This is a genomic window from Pararhizobium sp. LjRoot235, assembly GCF_964254145.1.
GTDB lineage: Bacteria > Pseudomonadota > Alphaproteobacteria > Rhizobiales > Rhizobiaceae > Pararhizobium.
The window spans coordinates 83491-99234 of record NZ_CAXUSP020000003.1 but is presented as its reverse complement, the minus strand read 5'-3'; the positions used below and the strand labels follow the sequence as shown (position 1 = coordinate 99234).

The 15744-nt window shown below is 57.6% G+C and carries 14 protein-coding genes; 8 read left to right on the top strand and 6 right to left on the bottom strand.

Features of this window, described 5'->3' with window-relative positions; genetic code table 11:
* Positions 1-109: 109 nt before the first annotated feature.
* The gene (locus ACSQ2Z_RS26765) at positions 110-1588 is read left to right on the top strand and encodes an NAD-dependent succinate-semialdehyde dehydrogenase (protein WP_436084258.1); all 1479 of its coding nucleotides are present in this window, start codon (positions 110-112) and stop codon (positions 1586-1588) included.
* A gap of 23 nt (positions 1589-1611) precedes the next feature.
* Positions 1612-2631 carry an aldo/keto reductase gene (locus tag ACSQ2Z_RS26760; protein WP_436084257.1) on the top strand — a complete coding sequence of 340 codons (1020 nt, stop codon included), beginning with the start codon at positions 1612-1614 and terminating at the stop codon, positions 2629-2631.
* A gap of 55 nt (positions 2632-2686) precedes the next feature.
* Here ACSQ2Z_RS26760 and ACSQ2Z_RS26755 read toward each other — a convergent pair whose 3' ends face one another.
* Positions 2687-3406: an ABC transporter ATP-binding protein gene (locus tag ACSQ2Z_RS26755; RefSeq protein ID WP_436084256.1), complete on the bottom strand. Its 720-nt coding sequence runs from the start codon at positions 3404-3406 to the stop codon at positions 2687-2689.
* A gap of 303 nt (positions 3407-3709) precedes the next feature.
* Here ACSQ2Z_RS26755 and ACSQ2Z_RS26750 point away from each other — a divergent pair, with 303 nt between their 5' ends.
* On the top strand, positions 3710-5077 hold the full coding sequence (locus ACSQ2Z_RS26750; protein WP_436084255.1) for an MmgE/PrpD family protein: 1368 nt from the start codon (positions 3710-3712) through the stop codon (positions 5075-5077).
* 57 nt (positions 5078-5134) lie between these two features.
* The gene (locus tag ACSQ2Z_RS26745) at positions 5135-6007 is read left to right on the top strand and encodes a 3-keto-5-aminohexanoate cleavage protein (RefSeq protein ID WP_436084254.1); all 873 of its coding nucleotides are present in this window, start codon (positions 5135-5137) and stop codon (positions 6005-6007) included.
* Between the two features lie 429 nt (positions 6008-6436).
* Here the strand turns inward: ACSQ2Z_RS26745 and ACSQ2Z_RS26740 are convergent, their stop codons facing one another.
* The 5 genes from ACSQ2Z_RS26740 to ACSQ2Z_RS26720 all read right to left on the bottom strand — a co-directional run bounded on the left by ACSQ2Z_RS26740 (position 6437) and on the right by ACSQ2Z_RS26720 (position 11644).
* On the bottom strand, positions 6437-7198 hold the full coding sequence (locus ACSQ2Z_RS26740; RefSeq protein WP_436084253.1) for an ABC transporter ATP-binding protein: 762 nt from the start codon (positions 7196-7198) through the stop codon (positions 6437-6439).
* The gene (locus ACSQ2Z_RS26735; protein ID WP_436084252.1) at positions 7198-8049 is read right to left on the bottom strand and encodes an ABC transporter ATP-binding protein; all 852 of its coding nucleotides are present in this window, start codon (positions 8047-8049) and stop codon (positions 7198-7200) included. Before ACSQ2Z_RS26735 ends, ACSQ2Z_RS26740 begins: the two co-directional genes overlap by 1 nt.
* On the bottom strand, positions 8042-8956 hold the full coding sequence (locus tag ACSQ2Z_RS26730) for an ABC transporter permease (RefSeq protein WP_436084251.1): 915 nt from the start codon (positions 8954-8956) through the stop codon (positions 8042-8044). The genes ACSQ2Z_RS26735 and ACSQ2Z_RS26730 overlap by 8 nt, the downstream gene beginning before the upstream one ends.
* A gap of 5 nt (positions 8957-8961) precedes the next feature.
* A complete protein-coding gene (locus ACSQ2Z_RS26725; protein ID WP_436084393.1) occupies positions 8962-9975 on the bottom strand; it encodes an ABC transporter permease in 1014 nt (337 codons plus the stop codon).
* A gap of 73 nt (positions 9976-10048) precedes the next feature.
* Positions 10049-11644 carry an ABC transporter substrate-binding protein gene (locus tag ACSQ2Z_RS26720; protein ID WP_436084250.1) on the bottom strand — a complete coding sequence of 532 codons (1596 nt, stop codon included), beginning with the start codon at positions 11642-11644 and terminating at the stop codon, positions 10049-10051.
* Between the two features lie 125 nt (positions 11645-11769).
* On the opposite strand from ACSQ2Z_RS26720, the gene ACSQ2Z_RS26715 reads away from it, so the two are divergent.
* From ACSQ2Z_RS26715 to ACSQ2Z_RS26700, 4 genes are all read left to right on the top strand, one after another.
* Positions 11770-12480, top strand: coding sequence for a GntR family transcriptional regulator (locus tag ACSQ2Z_RS26715; protein WP_436084392.1), 711 nt, complete (start codon positions 11770-11772; stop codon positions 12478-12480).
* 1 nt (position 12481) lies between these two features.
* Positions 12482-13402 (top strand): dihydrodipicolinate synthase family protein, encoded by a 921-nt coding sequence (locus ACSQ2Z_RS26710; RefSeq protein ID WP_436084249.1) that lies wholly within the window; start codon positions 12482-12484, stop codon positions 13400-13402.
* 10 nt (positions 13403-13412) lie between these two features.
* The gene (locus ACSQ2Z_RS26705; RefSeq protein WP_436084248.1) at positions 13413-14552 is read left to right on the top strand and encodes a mandelate racemase/muconate lactonizing enzyme family protein; all 1140 of its coding nucleotides are present in this window, start codon (positions 13413-13415) and stop codon (positions 14550-14552) included.
* Positions 14553-14812: 260 nt separating this feature from the next.
* On the top strand, positions 14813-15742 hold the full coding sequence (locus tag ACSQ2Z_RS26700) for a substrate-binding domain-containing protein (protein ID WP_436084247.1): 930 nt from the start codon (positions 14813-14815) through the stop codon (positions 15740-15742).
* The last annotated feature ends 2 nt before the right edge of the window (positions 15743-15744 follow it).

Below are 15744 nucleotides of genomic sequence, written 5' to 3'. Positions count from 1 at the left end.
TGCAATGGCGTACGTACCGAAAAACGAGCTATCATCTCGAAATACGGAATTCGCCCTCAACGCACGTCTGCGTCCCCTAGGGGCGCGCGTCTTACAGTCACGGTGGTTCATGTCAGATCAGGTTAAAACACGTACGGGGCTGACACTGTCCAGACCCGACCTTTTCCGGGAAGCGGCCTATATCGCGGGGGAATGGATTGTCTGCGACGGCGGTGGCGTCGAGGTGCGCGATCCGTACGACGACGCATTGCTCGGGCATGTTCCCAATCTCGGACCTGTCCAAGCGCGCGCGGCCATCGAAAAGGCGAAGGAAGTCCAACGCGAATGGAGCGGCCGCACCGTCAAGGAGCGCGCCCGCATTCTCAGGGCCTGGTACGACTTGGTTGTCGCGAACGCCGACGACCTTGCGCAAATCCTGACGGCCGAACAAGGCAAACCGCTGGCGGAGGCGAAGGGGGAAATCCTGGGGAATGCCGGATATCTGGAATGGTATTCGGAAGAAGCTAAACGCATTGAGGGCGACGTGCTGCAAGGCACATCGCCAGAACAACGTATCCTTGTGTTGAAACAGCCTGTCGGCGTCTGCGCGGCAATTACGCCGTGGAATTTCCCGAACGGAATGGTCACGCGGAAGGTCGGCCCGGCGCTAGCCGCCGGCTGTACCATCATCCTTAAGCCGGCGGCGCAAACGCCCTTTTCCGCTCTTGCGCTGGCGGCGCTTGCCGAGGAAGCCGGCGTTCCCAAAGGCGCTTTCTCGGTCATCACGGGCGATGCCCGGCCGATCGGCGAGGAATTTTGCGACAATCCCACTGTTGCGAAGATCACGTTTACGGGTTCGACAGCCGTCGGGCGCTGGCTCATGGCCCGGGCGGGCGGGAGCATCAAGCGGCTGTCGTTAGAGTTGGGCGGAAATTCTCCGTTCATCGTTTTTGACGATGCCGATCTCGACCGCGCGGTCGACGGCGTGATGGTTTCCAAGTTCCGCAACAGCGGCCAGACCTGTGTCTGCGCCAACCGCATCTTTGTACAGGAGACGGTCGCGGATGCTTTCCTGGAAAAACTCGACCGTGCGGTCGGCGAACTCAAGCTTGGTCGTGGCACTGGCAGCGGCGTCACGCAAGGCCCGCTGATCGATGAATGCGCGGTGGCCAAGGTGGAACAGCATGTTTCGGACGCGCTCGGAAAAGGGGCGCGCATCGTGCGTGGCGGCAAGCGTTCGGCGCTTGGTGGCACGTTCTACGAACCGACCATTCTAGCTGATGTCGATTCCCGTATGCTGGTCACGCGGGAAGAAACCTTCGGGCCGCTGGCGCCGGTGATTCAGTTTAAGACCGAAAACGATGTCATCGCCATGGCCAACGACACCGAATACGGGCTGGCGTCCTACTTCTACTCGCGGGACATCGGGCGCGTCTGGCGAGTGGCCGAAGCCTTGCAATGCGGTATCGTCGGTGTCAATACGGGACTGGTTTCGAACGAACGCGCCCCCTTCGGAGGGGTCAAACAGTCCGGGCTCGGGCGAGAGGGCTCCAAATACGGCATCCATGAATTCCTGGACATCAAATACGTCTGCCTGGGCGACATATGACGTGGCAAAACGGGAGATGAGGAATGGAGTACAGAAACCTCGGCCGCAGCGGACTGAAGGTCTCGGCGCTGAGCATGGGAACGTTGTCGTTCGGAGCTGCGCATGACGTCAAGGATGCTCGACGCATGGTCGACGTTTGCATCGATGGCGGGATCAATCTTATCGATACGGCCAATATGTATACCAATGGTCGCTCGGAAGCGATTCTGGGTGAGGTTCTCGAAGGTCGGCGCGACAAGGTTCTGGTCACGTCCAAAGCGCGATTGCCCATCGGCGACGGCCCCAATGACGAGGGCGCATCGCGGCACCATATCATCCGGGAGTGCGAACGCAGCCTGAAACGGCTGCGCACCGATTATATCGATCTTTTTCTTCTGCACGAATGGGACGGGCTTACCCCCGTGGAGGAAACGCTTGAGGCGCTCGGCGCGCTCGTGCAACAGGGTAAGATCCGATATGTTGGCTGCTCGAATTATGCGGGATGGCAGCTCATGAAGTCGCTTCATGCAGCGGAAATGCATCGGCTTCCGCGCTTCGTCGCTCAGCAGATCCATTATACGCTGGAAGCGCGCGAAGCAGAATACGAGCTATTGCCGATCGCCATCGACCAAGGCGTCGGTATCATGGTCTGGAGTCCGCTCACATCCGGCCTTCTCTCCGGAGTGTTCAGCAGATTAAAGCCGCCGAAATGGCATGGCCCAGATGCAAGCTGGAGCGGCCCGCCGATCCGCGATGAGGAGCGTCTCTGGGCCATTGTCGATCTCATCAAAGAAATAGCGGAGGAGCACGGTGCTCCGATGGCACATATCGCGCTTTCCTGGGTATTGGGAAGACCGGGTGTTGCCTCCGCGGTCGTGGGGGGACTTACAGAATACCATTTTCGCGAGAATATTGCTGCCATTGATGTCAAGCTAAGCGCTGACGATATGACGCGGCTGAACAACATAAGTCGTCTACCCAATCTCTATCCTTATTGGCATCACCGAAGGTTCGCCGAGGATCGCCTCGGTCCGGCCGATTGGGCCCTGCACGCGAATTACTAACGAGAAAGCCAGTCGCAAAGCGAATGAAAACGCGCGTCGTTCGACTAATTGGCCTTTATACCGATTCCGCGGCAAAGCCGAAATACGCAGCATCGAGCGCTTTGCCGTCCGCGAGGTCGTCTGGGGTTCCTTCAAGCACGACGTTGCCGTTACGCATGACGTAGACGCGAGATGCGAGCTCCATAATCCTGGCGGTTGATTGCTCAACGATAAGAAGTGTGAGGCCGGTTCGATTGAGCGCCCTCAAACTGTCATAGACCTGGTCTATGATCAACGGCGCCAAACCCAAGGATGGCTCATCGATCATAAGGAGGGAAGGGCGCTGAAGGATCGATCGGGCAATTGCTAGTTGTTGTTGTTCGCCACCGGAAAGATGCCCTGCAATACCGTAAAAGCGATCTCGCAAAATCGGAAATGTGTTGAGAACCCCCTCGAGATCGGCACTCACCTCGGCCGAGTTCTTTCGTATCATTGAACCGACCTTTAGATTCTCTTGAACCGTCAGGGTCTTGAATATATGGCGTCCTTCCGGGATGAGCGCGAGCCCCTCACGGCACAGTTGTTCGGGCACTTTCCCGTCGATGCGCCGGTCCTGAAATCGAATCTCACCGGCGTTTGGCGACATCAGACCTGCGATCGTCTTGAGCAGGGTCGACTTTCCGGCGCCGTTAGGGCCTACCACGAAGACGATTTCTCCTTGTTTGACCTTAACGCTGACACCCTTTAGCGCCGTCAAACGGCCGTAGCCAGCAACCAACTGTTTTACTTCGAGCATTTTGTCTCCGATAACGTATCAGACATCGCGGCCAATATACCGCCAGCTCCGCAACGAGACGATAGTCAGGCTTAAAGAAGTCCCGAAAATCGAGATGGCGTGCTTATTAATGGCATCATGCCTTCCCGCCTAGGTCTTGTCAAATGGGTTCATATCCCAGGACTCTCCACACACTTCCAAAATCGCCGAACGAATGAATTTGACATCCGTCAAAATAACACGATAATCGCATTAAGCTGTATCTTGTCCCGAAAAATGATACGGAGAGAGAGGCGCGGGGCTATTCCACGATAGGAGAGAAAAATGGGAGCAACTACCACAAGGGAAATCGCGGAATTCGTCTGCGAAACGTCGCTGTCGAGCATTCCGACCGAGGTTGTTGACTACGCCAAGCTACTCGGGCTTAGCCACGTGGGGATGAACGTTGCCGGCACAAAGATGAAAGTCGGTAGGACCGTTATCAACTATGTACAAAGTAAGGGAGGGCACGCGGAAGCTGGGGTGTTTGGCGCCGGATATCTGGCGCCTGTGGAATATGCGACGATCGCTAATGCCAATTCCGCGCATGCAACCGAACTTGAGGACGACAGTTTTCCGGAGACAATGTACTCTTGTGGTCATTGGCCCGCCGTCTTCGCTCTTTGCGAAAAGTACCAACTCTCAGGTGGCCGGCTCCTCGAGGCTCTCATTCTGGGTTATGAAGTCGCAGCACGGCTGGGACTGGCGTTTGACCGAGGAATGAAGAAGGGGTGGGCAAGCTGGGCCTGCCTGGGAACCATTGGCAACGCAGTTGCAGCTGCCAAGCTGATGAATCTCGATACCGATCAGACGACTGCTGCAATTAGTTTGGCCGTTTCACAGGCAGCAGGCCTCCTCAAGCAAACCGGAAGCGGAGCGCACATTATCGAAGCTGGGTTCGCCGGCCGCAATGGTATCTGCTCCGCAGAGCTCGCATCGCTCGGATATGTTGGGCAGCCAGATATTCTGGAGGGAACTCACGGTTATGGTGAGCTGTGGGCAGATACGCCGACCTTTGATCTTCAACTGGGCGACGGCTACCGGATCTATCATGTCGGGATCAAGAAGTACCCGTGCTGCTTTTTCAAACACCGCAACATGGATGGTCTCTTGGAACTGATTCAAAGCAATCGGCTTCGTTGGGAAGACGTCGACACCGTCGATCACGGCATCAATGTGACTCACTCGCAGATTCTGAAGTATAACCAGCCGGAGAGTGCTGAACAGGCGCGTTTCAGCCTGCCGCATGCGACGGTCGCATGCTTCTTCGATGGCACTGTTTTTCTTGACAGCTTCTCTGATGAAAAAGCAATCAATCCCGAGTGGCAAGAGGCAAGAAGCAAGGTCAGCGTCACCGTCCATAAGGATTGGCCAAAGGGTGGAGTGGAAGCGTTTGACAGCCCCATCACCGTCAGGATGAAGGATGGTCGCGTCTTCGAGAAGTTGTGCCATGACTCGCCCGGTGAGCCGGCCAACAGTCGTTTTGGTCCTACAGAAGTTATCGCGAAATATCAGAAATGCATGGATTTTGCGGCGCTTCATTCAAGGGAAGAGACCAAGGAAATCGAGCAGCAGATGCTGGACCTGGATCACGTAGGTGATCTGGCACGGCTGGTTTCGATGCTGACCTTTCCCCAAAGGCTTCGAACCTAAACCGTCCCGGTCGATTGAGCATCGGTCATCTTCTGAAAGCTAGAAGGAGCGCATTTGATGTCGCTGACAATACTTACCTGCGCGGTGACAGGCGGAGATGACTCCGTACAGCGGCACCCGCAGTTGCCCGTCACGCCGCGACAGATCGCGGAGGCGTCAATTGATGCGGCGAAGGCGGGTGCCGCGATCGTACATATTCATGTGCGTGATCCTAATACAGGCAAGGCAAGCATGGACCTTGATCTGTATAGGGAGGTGGTCGATCGCATTCGCAGCGCAAGCGTTGACGTAGTTATCAATCTCACAACCGGCCCAGGTGGTCGGTTCGTGCCGAGCCTCACAAGCACGAACGGCTTTGACAATGGCTCCAACGTCAGGCCGCCGGAAGAGCGCGTTCGGCACATTGCAGAGCTAAAGCCAGAAATATGCAGTTTGGATATGGGCTCGCTGAACTTTGGCAAAGGCGCGCTCATCAATACTCAGGCGCAGATCGAAGTTATCGCAGCCAGTATCACCGAGGCCGGCGTAAAGCCAGAACTGGAGATATTTGAACCAGGCCATCTGGCCTTGGCTCAAAAAATGATCTCCCAAGGCACTATCCCCCGAGACAGTTTTCTTCAGTTTGCTCTCGGCATTCCTTGGGGTGCGCCGGCGACAGCACAGATGCTGTCCTATTTCATGGGGGCTATGCCACACGGCATGCAGTGGTCAGCATTTGGGGTAGGGCGAGCGGAATTTAAGATTGTCGCTCATGCCTTTCTCATGGGTGGACATGTGCGGGTCGGTCTGGAAGACAACTTCTTTTTGGAAAAGGGCATTGAAGCGTCAACGAATGCGCAATTGGTTGACAAAGCCAGCAAAATCATCGGCCTGCTCGGTGGAGAGCTCGCAACGCCTCAAAACGCGCGGAAGATTCTCGGGCTGGTTTAGCGGCGTCATTATTGTCTCACTCGGGAAAATCGAAAAGGGCATGGTGCTCTTAACGTTCCATTGAAATTGGTAGGAACATGAGAACATATACAATTGCCGTCGTACCGGGAGATGGAATCGGCGTTGATGTTGTCGAAGCTGCGTCGATTGGCTGGCGGGACGGCAGCGGGTTGGAATAAGGCGTGAAACTGATCGGGCGACTTCCCATTGGGTGACAACCGATCTCGACGAGGGGTCGATAATAGCGCGGGACACAGTCAGAAATGCGCTAAGATGACCTGATTGGTCGGCCTCGGTTCAAGAAATTGGATGCTGCGCTGAGTAACAAACTTTTGCGTTCCTCGACGCGATAAAGTGTGCACCCAAGCCGACCCACGCCGAATGCAGGTCACCGTTGTCCACGGGGCGGCTCTTGCAGAAATTTGAAGCTCATATGGGTTGCGGAATGTAACCACGGCTGCCATCCATCAACGTACGCGTGTAGGGATGTGTTGCGGTGCCGCGGACAAGGTGCTGCTTTTCAGCGACTTCGACAAATACGCCGTTCTGCATAACGGCAACCCGGTCGCAGAGATGGGCGACCACGGCCAGATCATGGCTGACCAGGATATAGGTCAGACCTTCCCGCTCACGCAGATCCTTCAACAAGTTGAGAATTTCGGCCTGGATTGACACGTCAAGGGCAGATGTCGGTTCGTCCAGCAGCAATATTCTCGGCTCGAGGATCAAGGCTCGGGCAATGGCCACTCGTTGGCGCTGCCCTCCAGAAAGCTGGTGGGGATAACGGTAACGGAAATTCTGCGGCAGGCCGACATCGTCCAGCGCCTTTTGCACGCGGTCCTGGCGCTGATCCAGTCCATGGATTTCAAGCGGTTCGAGCAGAATGCGCCCGATCGTGTGGCGTGGATGGATCGAGCCGAATGGATCTTGAAAGACCATTTGCTGCTTGGCAAGCTGCGCACGGGAACGCGTCTGACCGACGGCGTCGCCGTCTATCTCGATGCGGCCCGTCCACTGCTTATTTCGACCTGCGAGAGCACCCAGTATCGTCGATTTGCCGCAGCCGCTTTCTCCCACCAGACCGAACGCTTCGCCCTTCACCACTGAAAACGATACATCGTCGACAACGCGAATTTCGCCGGCGTCCTTCCCGTAGGACACGGCGAGATTTTCGACTTTAATCATGGGCATCATCTGCGCTCCAGCCAGGCAGGGTCGCGTCGAAGGACCTCGAGGCGATCACGCGGTTGATCGAGGCTAGGGAGTGCGTTCAGCAAGCCACGGGTGTAGGGGTGCGTCGCATTGTGCAGATCGGCAGCAGCGATGGTCTCAACGATGCGACCGGCATACATGATGATCACCCTGTCGCAGAAGCTGCGGACCAGATTGAGGTCGTGCGAGATGAAGATAAGGCCGATGTTGCGCTCTACGACAAGCTCGTCGAGGATCGAAAGGACCTGTTGGCGCACTGTCACGTCGAGGGCCGAGGTCGGTTCGTCGGCGATGATCAGGGACGGTGAGGCAATCAGCATCATCGAGATCATGATGCGCTGGCCCATGCCGCCCGACACCTCGTGCGGATAAAGATCGAACACGCGTCGTGGATCGCGAATCCGTACCCGCTCGAGCATGGCCAGCGTGCGGGCGCTGGCTTCCTTCCGCGATACACCCTCGTGCAACAACACGGTTTCGGCGATCTGCTCGCCGATGCTCATGACCGGGTTCAGTGAATATTTGGGGTCCTGCAAAATCATAGCGATGCGTCGTCCGCGGATCGACAACATGTCGCGCTCGCTGGCCTTCAGAAGATCGACGTTCTCGAAATCCATGCGATCCGCCTTCACCCTCGCCTTGGGAGGTTGAAGACGCATGATCGCGCGGCCGGTCGTGCTCTTTCCCGAGCCGGATTCGCCGATGATGCCGACCTTTTCGCGACCAACGGTGAAGGAGACGTCGCGCACGGCGGTGACCGCGCCCGACAGTGTCGGAAATTCGACCGACATGTTCTCGACCGTCAGAATTGTGTCTGCTGATTTACGCATTTCGAGGATCCAGAATGTCGCGCAGGCCGTCGCCGAGCAGGTTGAAGGCAAGGCTGACGGTCAAAATTGCTATTCCGGGGATCGTTGTGAGCCACCAGGCCTCCAGAAGGTATTGGCGGCCGGATGCGGCCATGGCGCCCCATTCCGGCATCGGTGGTTGCGCGCCCAATCCGAGGAAGCCGAGGCCGGCGGCCGTCAGAATGATGCTCGACATGTTGAGCGTCAGACGGACGACGACGGACGGAGCACAAAGCGGCACGATGTGGTGTAGCAGGATGCGGATCATGCCGGCGCCCTGAAGCTCCGCCGCGACGACGAAATCGGCGTGGCGGAACGTCAGCGTTTCCGCGCGCGCCAGACGGGCAATGGGGGGCCAGACGGTGAGCGCAATGGCAATCACGGCATTCTCGATGCCGGGGCCAAGACTGGCGGAGAAGGCCAGCGCCAGCACCAGGCTCGGGAACGACAGGAAGATATCGGTGATACGCATCAGTACGACATCGACCCAGCCGCCGAGATAGCCAGCGCTCGCTCCGATGACAAAACCAATCGGCGCAACGATGATCGTGACAAGGATGCTGATGTAGAGCGTGGTGCGGGCGCCGTAGACCAGACGCGCATAGACATCGCGACCGAATTCGTCGGTGCCGAACCAGTTTTGCCAGGACAACGGTTGCAGTGCCTTGGAAAGGTCCTGGGCATAGGGATCGTAGCCGGAAATGAACGGAGCAAGAACTGCCACGAGGATCAGCATCAAGACCACGAGAAAACCGGTGAAGGCCAGCGGGTTGGCAAGCAAGCTGAGCCAGGCGACGTACATCTTGTGCAACCGCGCCTGGCGCGTCGAGGTGAAGTCCTCGCTGATCAGCCAGGTGTGTAACGTGTTCAGGGTTCCGTACTTTGTCATGCTGATCACCGCGTCCTCGGATCGATGAAGCGATACACAATATCCGAAAGGAGATTGATCGCGATGGAGATGATGCCGATCAGCAGGACGCTTCCTAGCACGGCGTTCATGTCTGCGAAAAACAGTGCAGAGGTGAGATACTGGCCGAGGCCGGGCCACGCAAAGACGGTCTCGATCAGCACGGTGCCATCCAGCAGGCCGCAATAGGCGAGCGCCACGACGGTCAACAGCTGTACGCGGATATTGCGAAAGGCATGGCGCCATACCACGGAACGCTGGCTCAAACCCTTGGCGCGAGCGGTCAAAATATACTCCTGACGCAGCTGTTCCAGCATGAAGCTGCGGCTCATGCGGCTGAGATAGGCCATGGCGGCATAGCCCAGGATCAGGGCAGGCGCGAGAACGTGATGCAGGGCGCTGAGGAAGACTTCCCACTCGCCGGCGAGAATGGAGTCCAGCAGCAGCGACCCGGTCGGACCCTCAACGAGCCCTTCATTGTAGATGTCGATGCGCCCGCCGCCCGGAATGAGGCCGAATTTGGCGTAGAAGACAAGGATGACGATCGTGCCCAGCCAGAAAATTGGTGTCGAGTAGCCGAGCAGTCCGACCACGCGGCCGAGATGATCGACCCATGTGCCCTTGCGGACCGCCGAAACGACGCCAAGCGGTACCCCGAAGCCGGCACCGATCAGCGTCGCTAGAGTGGCCAGTTCGATGGTCGCTGGAAATACGCGGGCGAGATCGCTGGATACAGCGTTCTTGGTAATGTGGGATTGGCCAAAATCGAGCCGGGCCACATCGGCAAGATAGTGCCCGAACTGAACAAGGAACGGGCGGTCGAGGCCCATTTCCTTGTAGACGCGTTCGTAGGTCACCTGATCCGCCTGGTCACCGATTGCGGCGATGACCGGATCGGCCGGTACGAGCCGCCCGATTACAAAGGTGATGACAAGGAGCCCCAACAGGGTTGTCAGGATCACTGCGAACGACGTCGCAATCTTGCGGGCTCCGGACAGCAGCTTTTTGCCGCTGCCCGGGCCGTTCACGGTGGTCGCTTGGGAGGAAGTCAAGTCAGGTGTCCTTGCTGAAGGATCAATCGCCCTTGGTCACGGTGTCCCAACGGGTCAACCAGGTTGAATGCCCGATATAGCCGTTCACGTCATTGCGAACGGCCTTGGCATCCGTTCTCTGGAACGAGGTGACCAGTGGCGGGGACGATGTCAGATAGGCTTTGTTGATCTTGGCATACAGAGCGTTACGCTTCGTCCGGTCGGTCTCGTGCGCCGCAGCCAGCACCATGTCCTGCAGGTCCTTTGGCACGTCCCATGCGGTGCGCCATGCCAGGAGGCCGGTCAGCTTGGCTTCGTCGGTATTGTTGGCGTTGGTTGCATAGGATGCCAGAACGGCATGAGGATCGGGCAGGCGCTCGCCGGAGCGCGCCGAGAAAATCTCGAATGCCCGCTCGCGGAACTTGCCGATATGGTCGCCGGCCTGAAGGTCGAGCTTGATGCCGGCCTTGGCCGCATTGGCCTGCAGCGACTGTGCAACTTCGAATTCCGGCGTGACCGGCGTTGCATAGTAGACCTTGGAGAAGCCGTCGGGATATCCCGCCTCCGCGAGCAACCGCTTGGCTTTTTCCACGTCAAGTTTGTAGGGGTTTTCGCCGAGGGCGCCCGGCAAAGCGGCGGGAATAATGCTCTGTTGCTTGATGCCGTAGTACTTCATGACCGTATTGGCCAAACCGTCGTAGTCGATAAGGTAACGGAAGGCCTCGCGCACCTTCGGGTTGGACAGGATTTCGTCTTTCTGGTTCAGCGCGAGATAGTAAAAGCCGAAGCCGGGGGTTTTCTGTATCTGCACGCCGCCGCCGGCTTCGAGCGCCGTCAGGTCGGTGGAGGAAAGGCGCGTCGCGACATCCACGTCGCCCGCTTCGATCTGCAGTCGTTGCGCGGACGATTCCGGCAGGTGGCGGAGGATGACGCGGCGCATGGCCGGCGCTCCTTGCGAGTAGTCAGCAAATGCCTCAGCGATCAAAAGCTCGTTGGCGCGCCATGTTTTCAGTGAATAAGGGCCGGAACCGGCATCCGCGGTCTGCAGGAATTCCCGGCCCAGGTCGCCGTCCTTATCCTTGTCCGCAAGAAAGGCGCTGTCGAGGATCGAGGTCGAGAAGCTGGCGAGGGACAGCAGGATCAGATCGGCGTTCCAGACCTCAGGCGTCTCGATTTCAACCGTCTGGGCATCCGTGGCGCGGATCAGGCTGTCGACATTGTCCGCCGAGAAGCCCCATTGGCGAAGGTCTGTGGAGGGGGCAAGCCCGAGCTTGACCAGGCGGCGCAGGGACCATTCGACGTCCTTGGCTGTCAGCGCATTGCCGGAATGGAAAGTGACGCCAGCGCGGATCTTGAAGGTGAACGTCTTGCCATCCGGCGAAATCGTCCAGCTTTCAGCAAGGCCGGGTTGGGGCTCGTTGATCTTATCGGCCGGCAGTACGATCAGGCGTTCATAGAGATTGGCGACGACCTCGGCGGCTTCGAGCTGGTTGAGTTCATGCGGGTCGAGGCCGCGCATCGAGGACATGTTGGTCGCGATGACCAGCTGGTCTTCGGGCGTGGCGGCAGTCGCCGCAAGCGGGATGACGGCAGCGATAGTAACAGCGCTAACCAGCGTCAGGAAGTGGCGTCTAAGCATGTCAATTTCCTCCCGTGGAGGCTCCTCAACCTCTAAGTTTCACCAATTTTCATATCGACATCGATCTGAAATCTGGTATATCAGATCTCACAAGTCGATTTGCGCGTCAACAGGATTTTGTAGAAATGGCAGATGAACCAAATCTCTCAGGCGGGACCGGACGGATCGAGAAGCTCGATCCGCAGTTTCAGCTGACGGTTCGTGACCATGTCCACCGTATCCTTCGTGGCGCCATCCTCGCTGGCCGCTTCGAGCCGGATGAAAAGGTGAATGAGCGCCAGCTGGCGGAGCAATTCGGCGTCAGCACTACGCCGGTCAAGGAGGCCTTGCGACTTCTGGAGGCGGAGGGCCTCGTTCAGGCGTTGCCACGACGAGGCGTGCTCATCCGGTTCAATATGAACTGGGCCGAGGAAATGATTCTTGCCCGTGCGGCACTCGAGTCGATGATCGGTCGTCTGGCTGCGCGTCGCATTTCAGACGAGAGCAAGCGTGTGTTGCAAGCGACGGTGAACCTCATGGAGACGGCAACCGAGAGCGGCAATGCCGATAAGCTGATCGCTCTCAACGAGACTTTTCACGACCAGATCCATCGTGCGTCGCGCTGCCACTACCTGGCTCGCCTCATAGAGCGACAGCAGTTCTATGATGCCAGCATTCGCCGGGTCATTCATTCGGACCCGACCGAGCGTGAAAAGGCGCTGCAAGAGCATACCGCCATCGCCGCTGCGATCATCGACGGCGATGCTGAGGGGGCGGAGAAGCAGATGCGCGATCACGTCGTCCGATCTGGCGAGACCTACCTGTCGATAGTTTTCGGAAGCAAAAAGGATATCTAAGGTGAGTGACAAGCTCGAGACCGTTAGAAAGGCACTAACTGGCATTTCGGGCGTTCCCGTCACGCCCTATCGCGCGGACGGAAGCGTCGATGTCGGTAAGTTGGATACGCTCATCAAGGGCATGGCGGCGGCGCGGGTTCATAATCTCATGGCAGCCGGCAATACCGGCGAATTCTTCACCTTGACCATGGATGAAATTAGCTTGGTTCATCGCGTCACGATCGAGGCTGCAGCTGGCAAGTCGCTGGTAAGCGCAGCTGTCGGTCGCTCACTTGCCGATGCCAAGGCGCTTGCGCAGGATGCGATATCCCACGGAGCCGATGCCGTCATGGGGCATCACCCGATGGACCCTTTTGCTGGCCCGTCCTATCAAACCCGCTATTTCCTCGAGCTCGCGGATTTCTGTACAGTTCCCCTCATTGCCTATGTCCGCAGTGACAGCTTTTCCGTCGCAGATTTCCGTCAGCTCGCTTTGCATCCCAATGTCGCCGGCATCAAGTTCGCTTCGTCCAACCTGATGTTGCTTTCCGAGGTCGTCCGCTCCACTCATGACGCCCCTGCAATCTGGGTCTGCGGTCTGGCGGAGGGTTGGGCGCCCGCATTTTACGCGCTTGGCGCACGCGGCTTCACCTCCGGTCTTGTCAACGTTTTCCCGGAACGTTCGCACGCGATCCACCGGGCTCTCGAAGCCGGTGATTATGCCGCTGCACGGTCGTTGATCGACGGGATTGCGGAGTTCGAAACGCTGCGCACGAAATACAATAACGGTGCGAACGTGACAGTCGTCAAGGAAGCGCTTGGCATGCTCGGTACGGATGTCGGCCCTGTTCGCCTTCCCGGTGTTGTGGCTCTCAACGAAAGCGAGCGTACGAGCCTGCGTACAGTCGTTGCTCGCGTGACCGCCGAGATGCGTGCCGCTTGAGGAGTCTGACGTGCATATCACCGGAATAAAGACCTACATGCAGCGAGTCGATGATCGGCCACGCCTGCTACTGAAAATCGAGACGAACGAAGGTATTTCCGGTTGGGGCGAATGCTACAATCACGGTCCGGACCGGGCGCTCTCGCCGCTTCTTGACTATCTTTTCCACCAGATAGAAGGCGAAGACCCGCGCCGCGTAGAATTTTTGGTGCTGAAGCTCAACCAGCAATGCCGCTTCCCACCGGGTGCGCTGGGGTTGGCCGCTATCTCCGCCATTGACCACGCGCTTTGGGACATCGCGGGCAAGGCCGCGGGATTACCGGTCTACATGTTGCTAGGCGGCCATGTCCGCGACCGCGTGCGGGTCTATTGCGGGGTCTATACTGCCCCCGATCCGCAGCATGCGCTCGACCAGACGTTGAAACTCAATGAGGACTATGGTTATACCGCATTCAAGCTCAGTCCCTATCGCCGAGACCTACATGCGAGCCGGTGGGGCGAAGTTGTGAAGGAAACGGGCGACTATTTTGGCAAGATCCGTGAGATTACACCGTCACACTACGAATTTGCTTTCGACGCCCATGCCAAGATCTTCGAGCCTTACCAGGCGGTTCAGTTGGCTGCGGCGCTTGCCCCGAATGATCCGCTTTTCTACGAGGAGCCCATTCGCCCCGAGCATATTCCTGCCTGGGCGGAGTTGAAATCCAAGGTAACCGTTCCGCTGGCCACCGGAGAATCACTCTATTCTCGCTTTGAATTCCTGTCGCTTCTCACCGCGCGCGGAGCCGATATCATTCAGCCGGACATCTGTGTGGTTGGTGGCGTGACTGAGATGCGGCGGATCGCGGCTATTGCGGAGGCCCATTATGTGACGGTCGCTCCGCACAATCCCATGGGGCCGCTGGCCACGGCCGTGAATATCCACTTTTGTGCCGCCCAGCCGAACTTCAAGATTCTCGAGTTCAAGCCACATGTGCACGCGCCATGGGCGCTGGATCCCTATATGCCGGTCGACGGCCATATGGAACTGCGTCCGGATCGGCCAGGCTGGGGCCTCGAGATCGACGAAAAGGTTCTGGCCACAGACGATTACATTCACTGGGAGCGCAAGGTCACGCGCAAGCCGGACGGAGCAACCGCTTATCCTTGATTGCGCTTTTCCGTTGAACTTGGTGAGAGGGTAGCCACGTTACTGGCTACTCGCAGTGCCCATCAGGTCCCCCGGTGCAAGCAGGAAATACTCGGACGTTTGTGTCCCATCCATGCACCCTGGATCATGCCGTTTTCCGTGGTGCGTGCATCGCTTCGGCGACCCGTGATGACATATCGATCCAAGCCGCTGCTAAACGATATCTTAAGTACTTATCAAGTATATTCTTAAGCACTATCCAAACACCGTCGGGAGGGATCATGAAGCAGCTTCTATTCACATTTGTTGCGATGTTAACGTTGACATGCCAGTCGGAAGCGCGAACTCTGGGGTTTTCCGCCGGCCACCTCGACACGTTCAACACCGGCTTGATGAACGGTCTTATAAGTCATGCGAAGAGTAAAGCGGGCATTGAGATTCTCACCGAGGACGCTGGCGGCGATACTCAGCTTCAGATCAAACAAGTCGAGAAGTTGGCAGCTGCTAAAGTGGATGCCCTTATCGTAATGCTCGATGATGGCGACCTCGGTGCGCAAATGACCAAGATCGCTGCTACTGCCGGCATCCCACTGGTGTTTGTGAACAACATTCCAGCCAACATTGAAGACTTGCCGGACAACCAAGTCGTTGTCGCTTCTGATGAAAGAGAATCTGGCACGCTGCAGACAAAAGAGGTGTGTGCTCTATTAAAAGGAAAGGGACGCGTCGCTGTTCTGGTCGGTGAGCCAGCACATGCGGCTGCACGTGCGCGTACCGAGGACATCGATAGTGTCATCTCGACCGAACCTTGCACTGGAATTCATGTCGTCGAGCGGCAGTCCGCGTATTGGTCACTTTCCGATGCTGACCATCAGGTTCAGGAGTGGTTGTCGGCGGGAGCACAATTCGACGCGGTGATAGCGAACAATGACGATATGGCGCTGGGGGCGGTCCAGGCGCTGAAGAGAAATGGCGTCAAAATGACCGACGTGATCGTCGCGGGCGTCGACGCTATTCCCGATGCTCTAAAAGCAGTCGAGTCTGGAGACATGGATGTCACGGTTTTTCAAAACGCCGCCGCTCAGGGCGCTGGGTCCGTGGACGCCGCACTAAGTTTGATCGATGGACAGAAAGTTTCGCGCATGAACTTCGTCCCCTTCGAATTAGTGACGCGACAGAACGTCGCTCGATACGCGGCACAGAATAATTGACA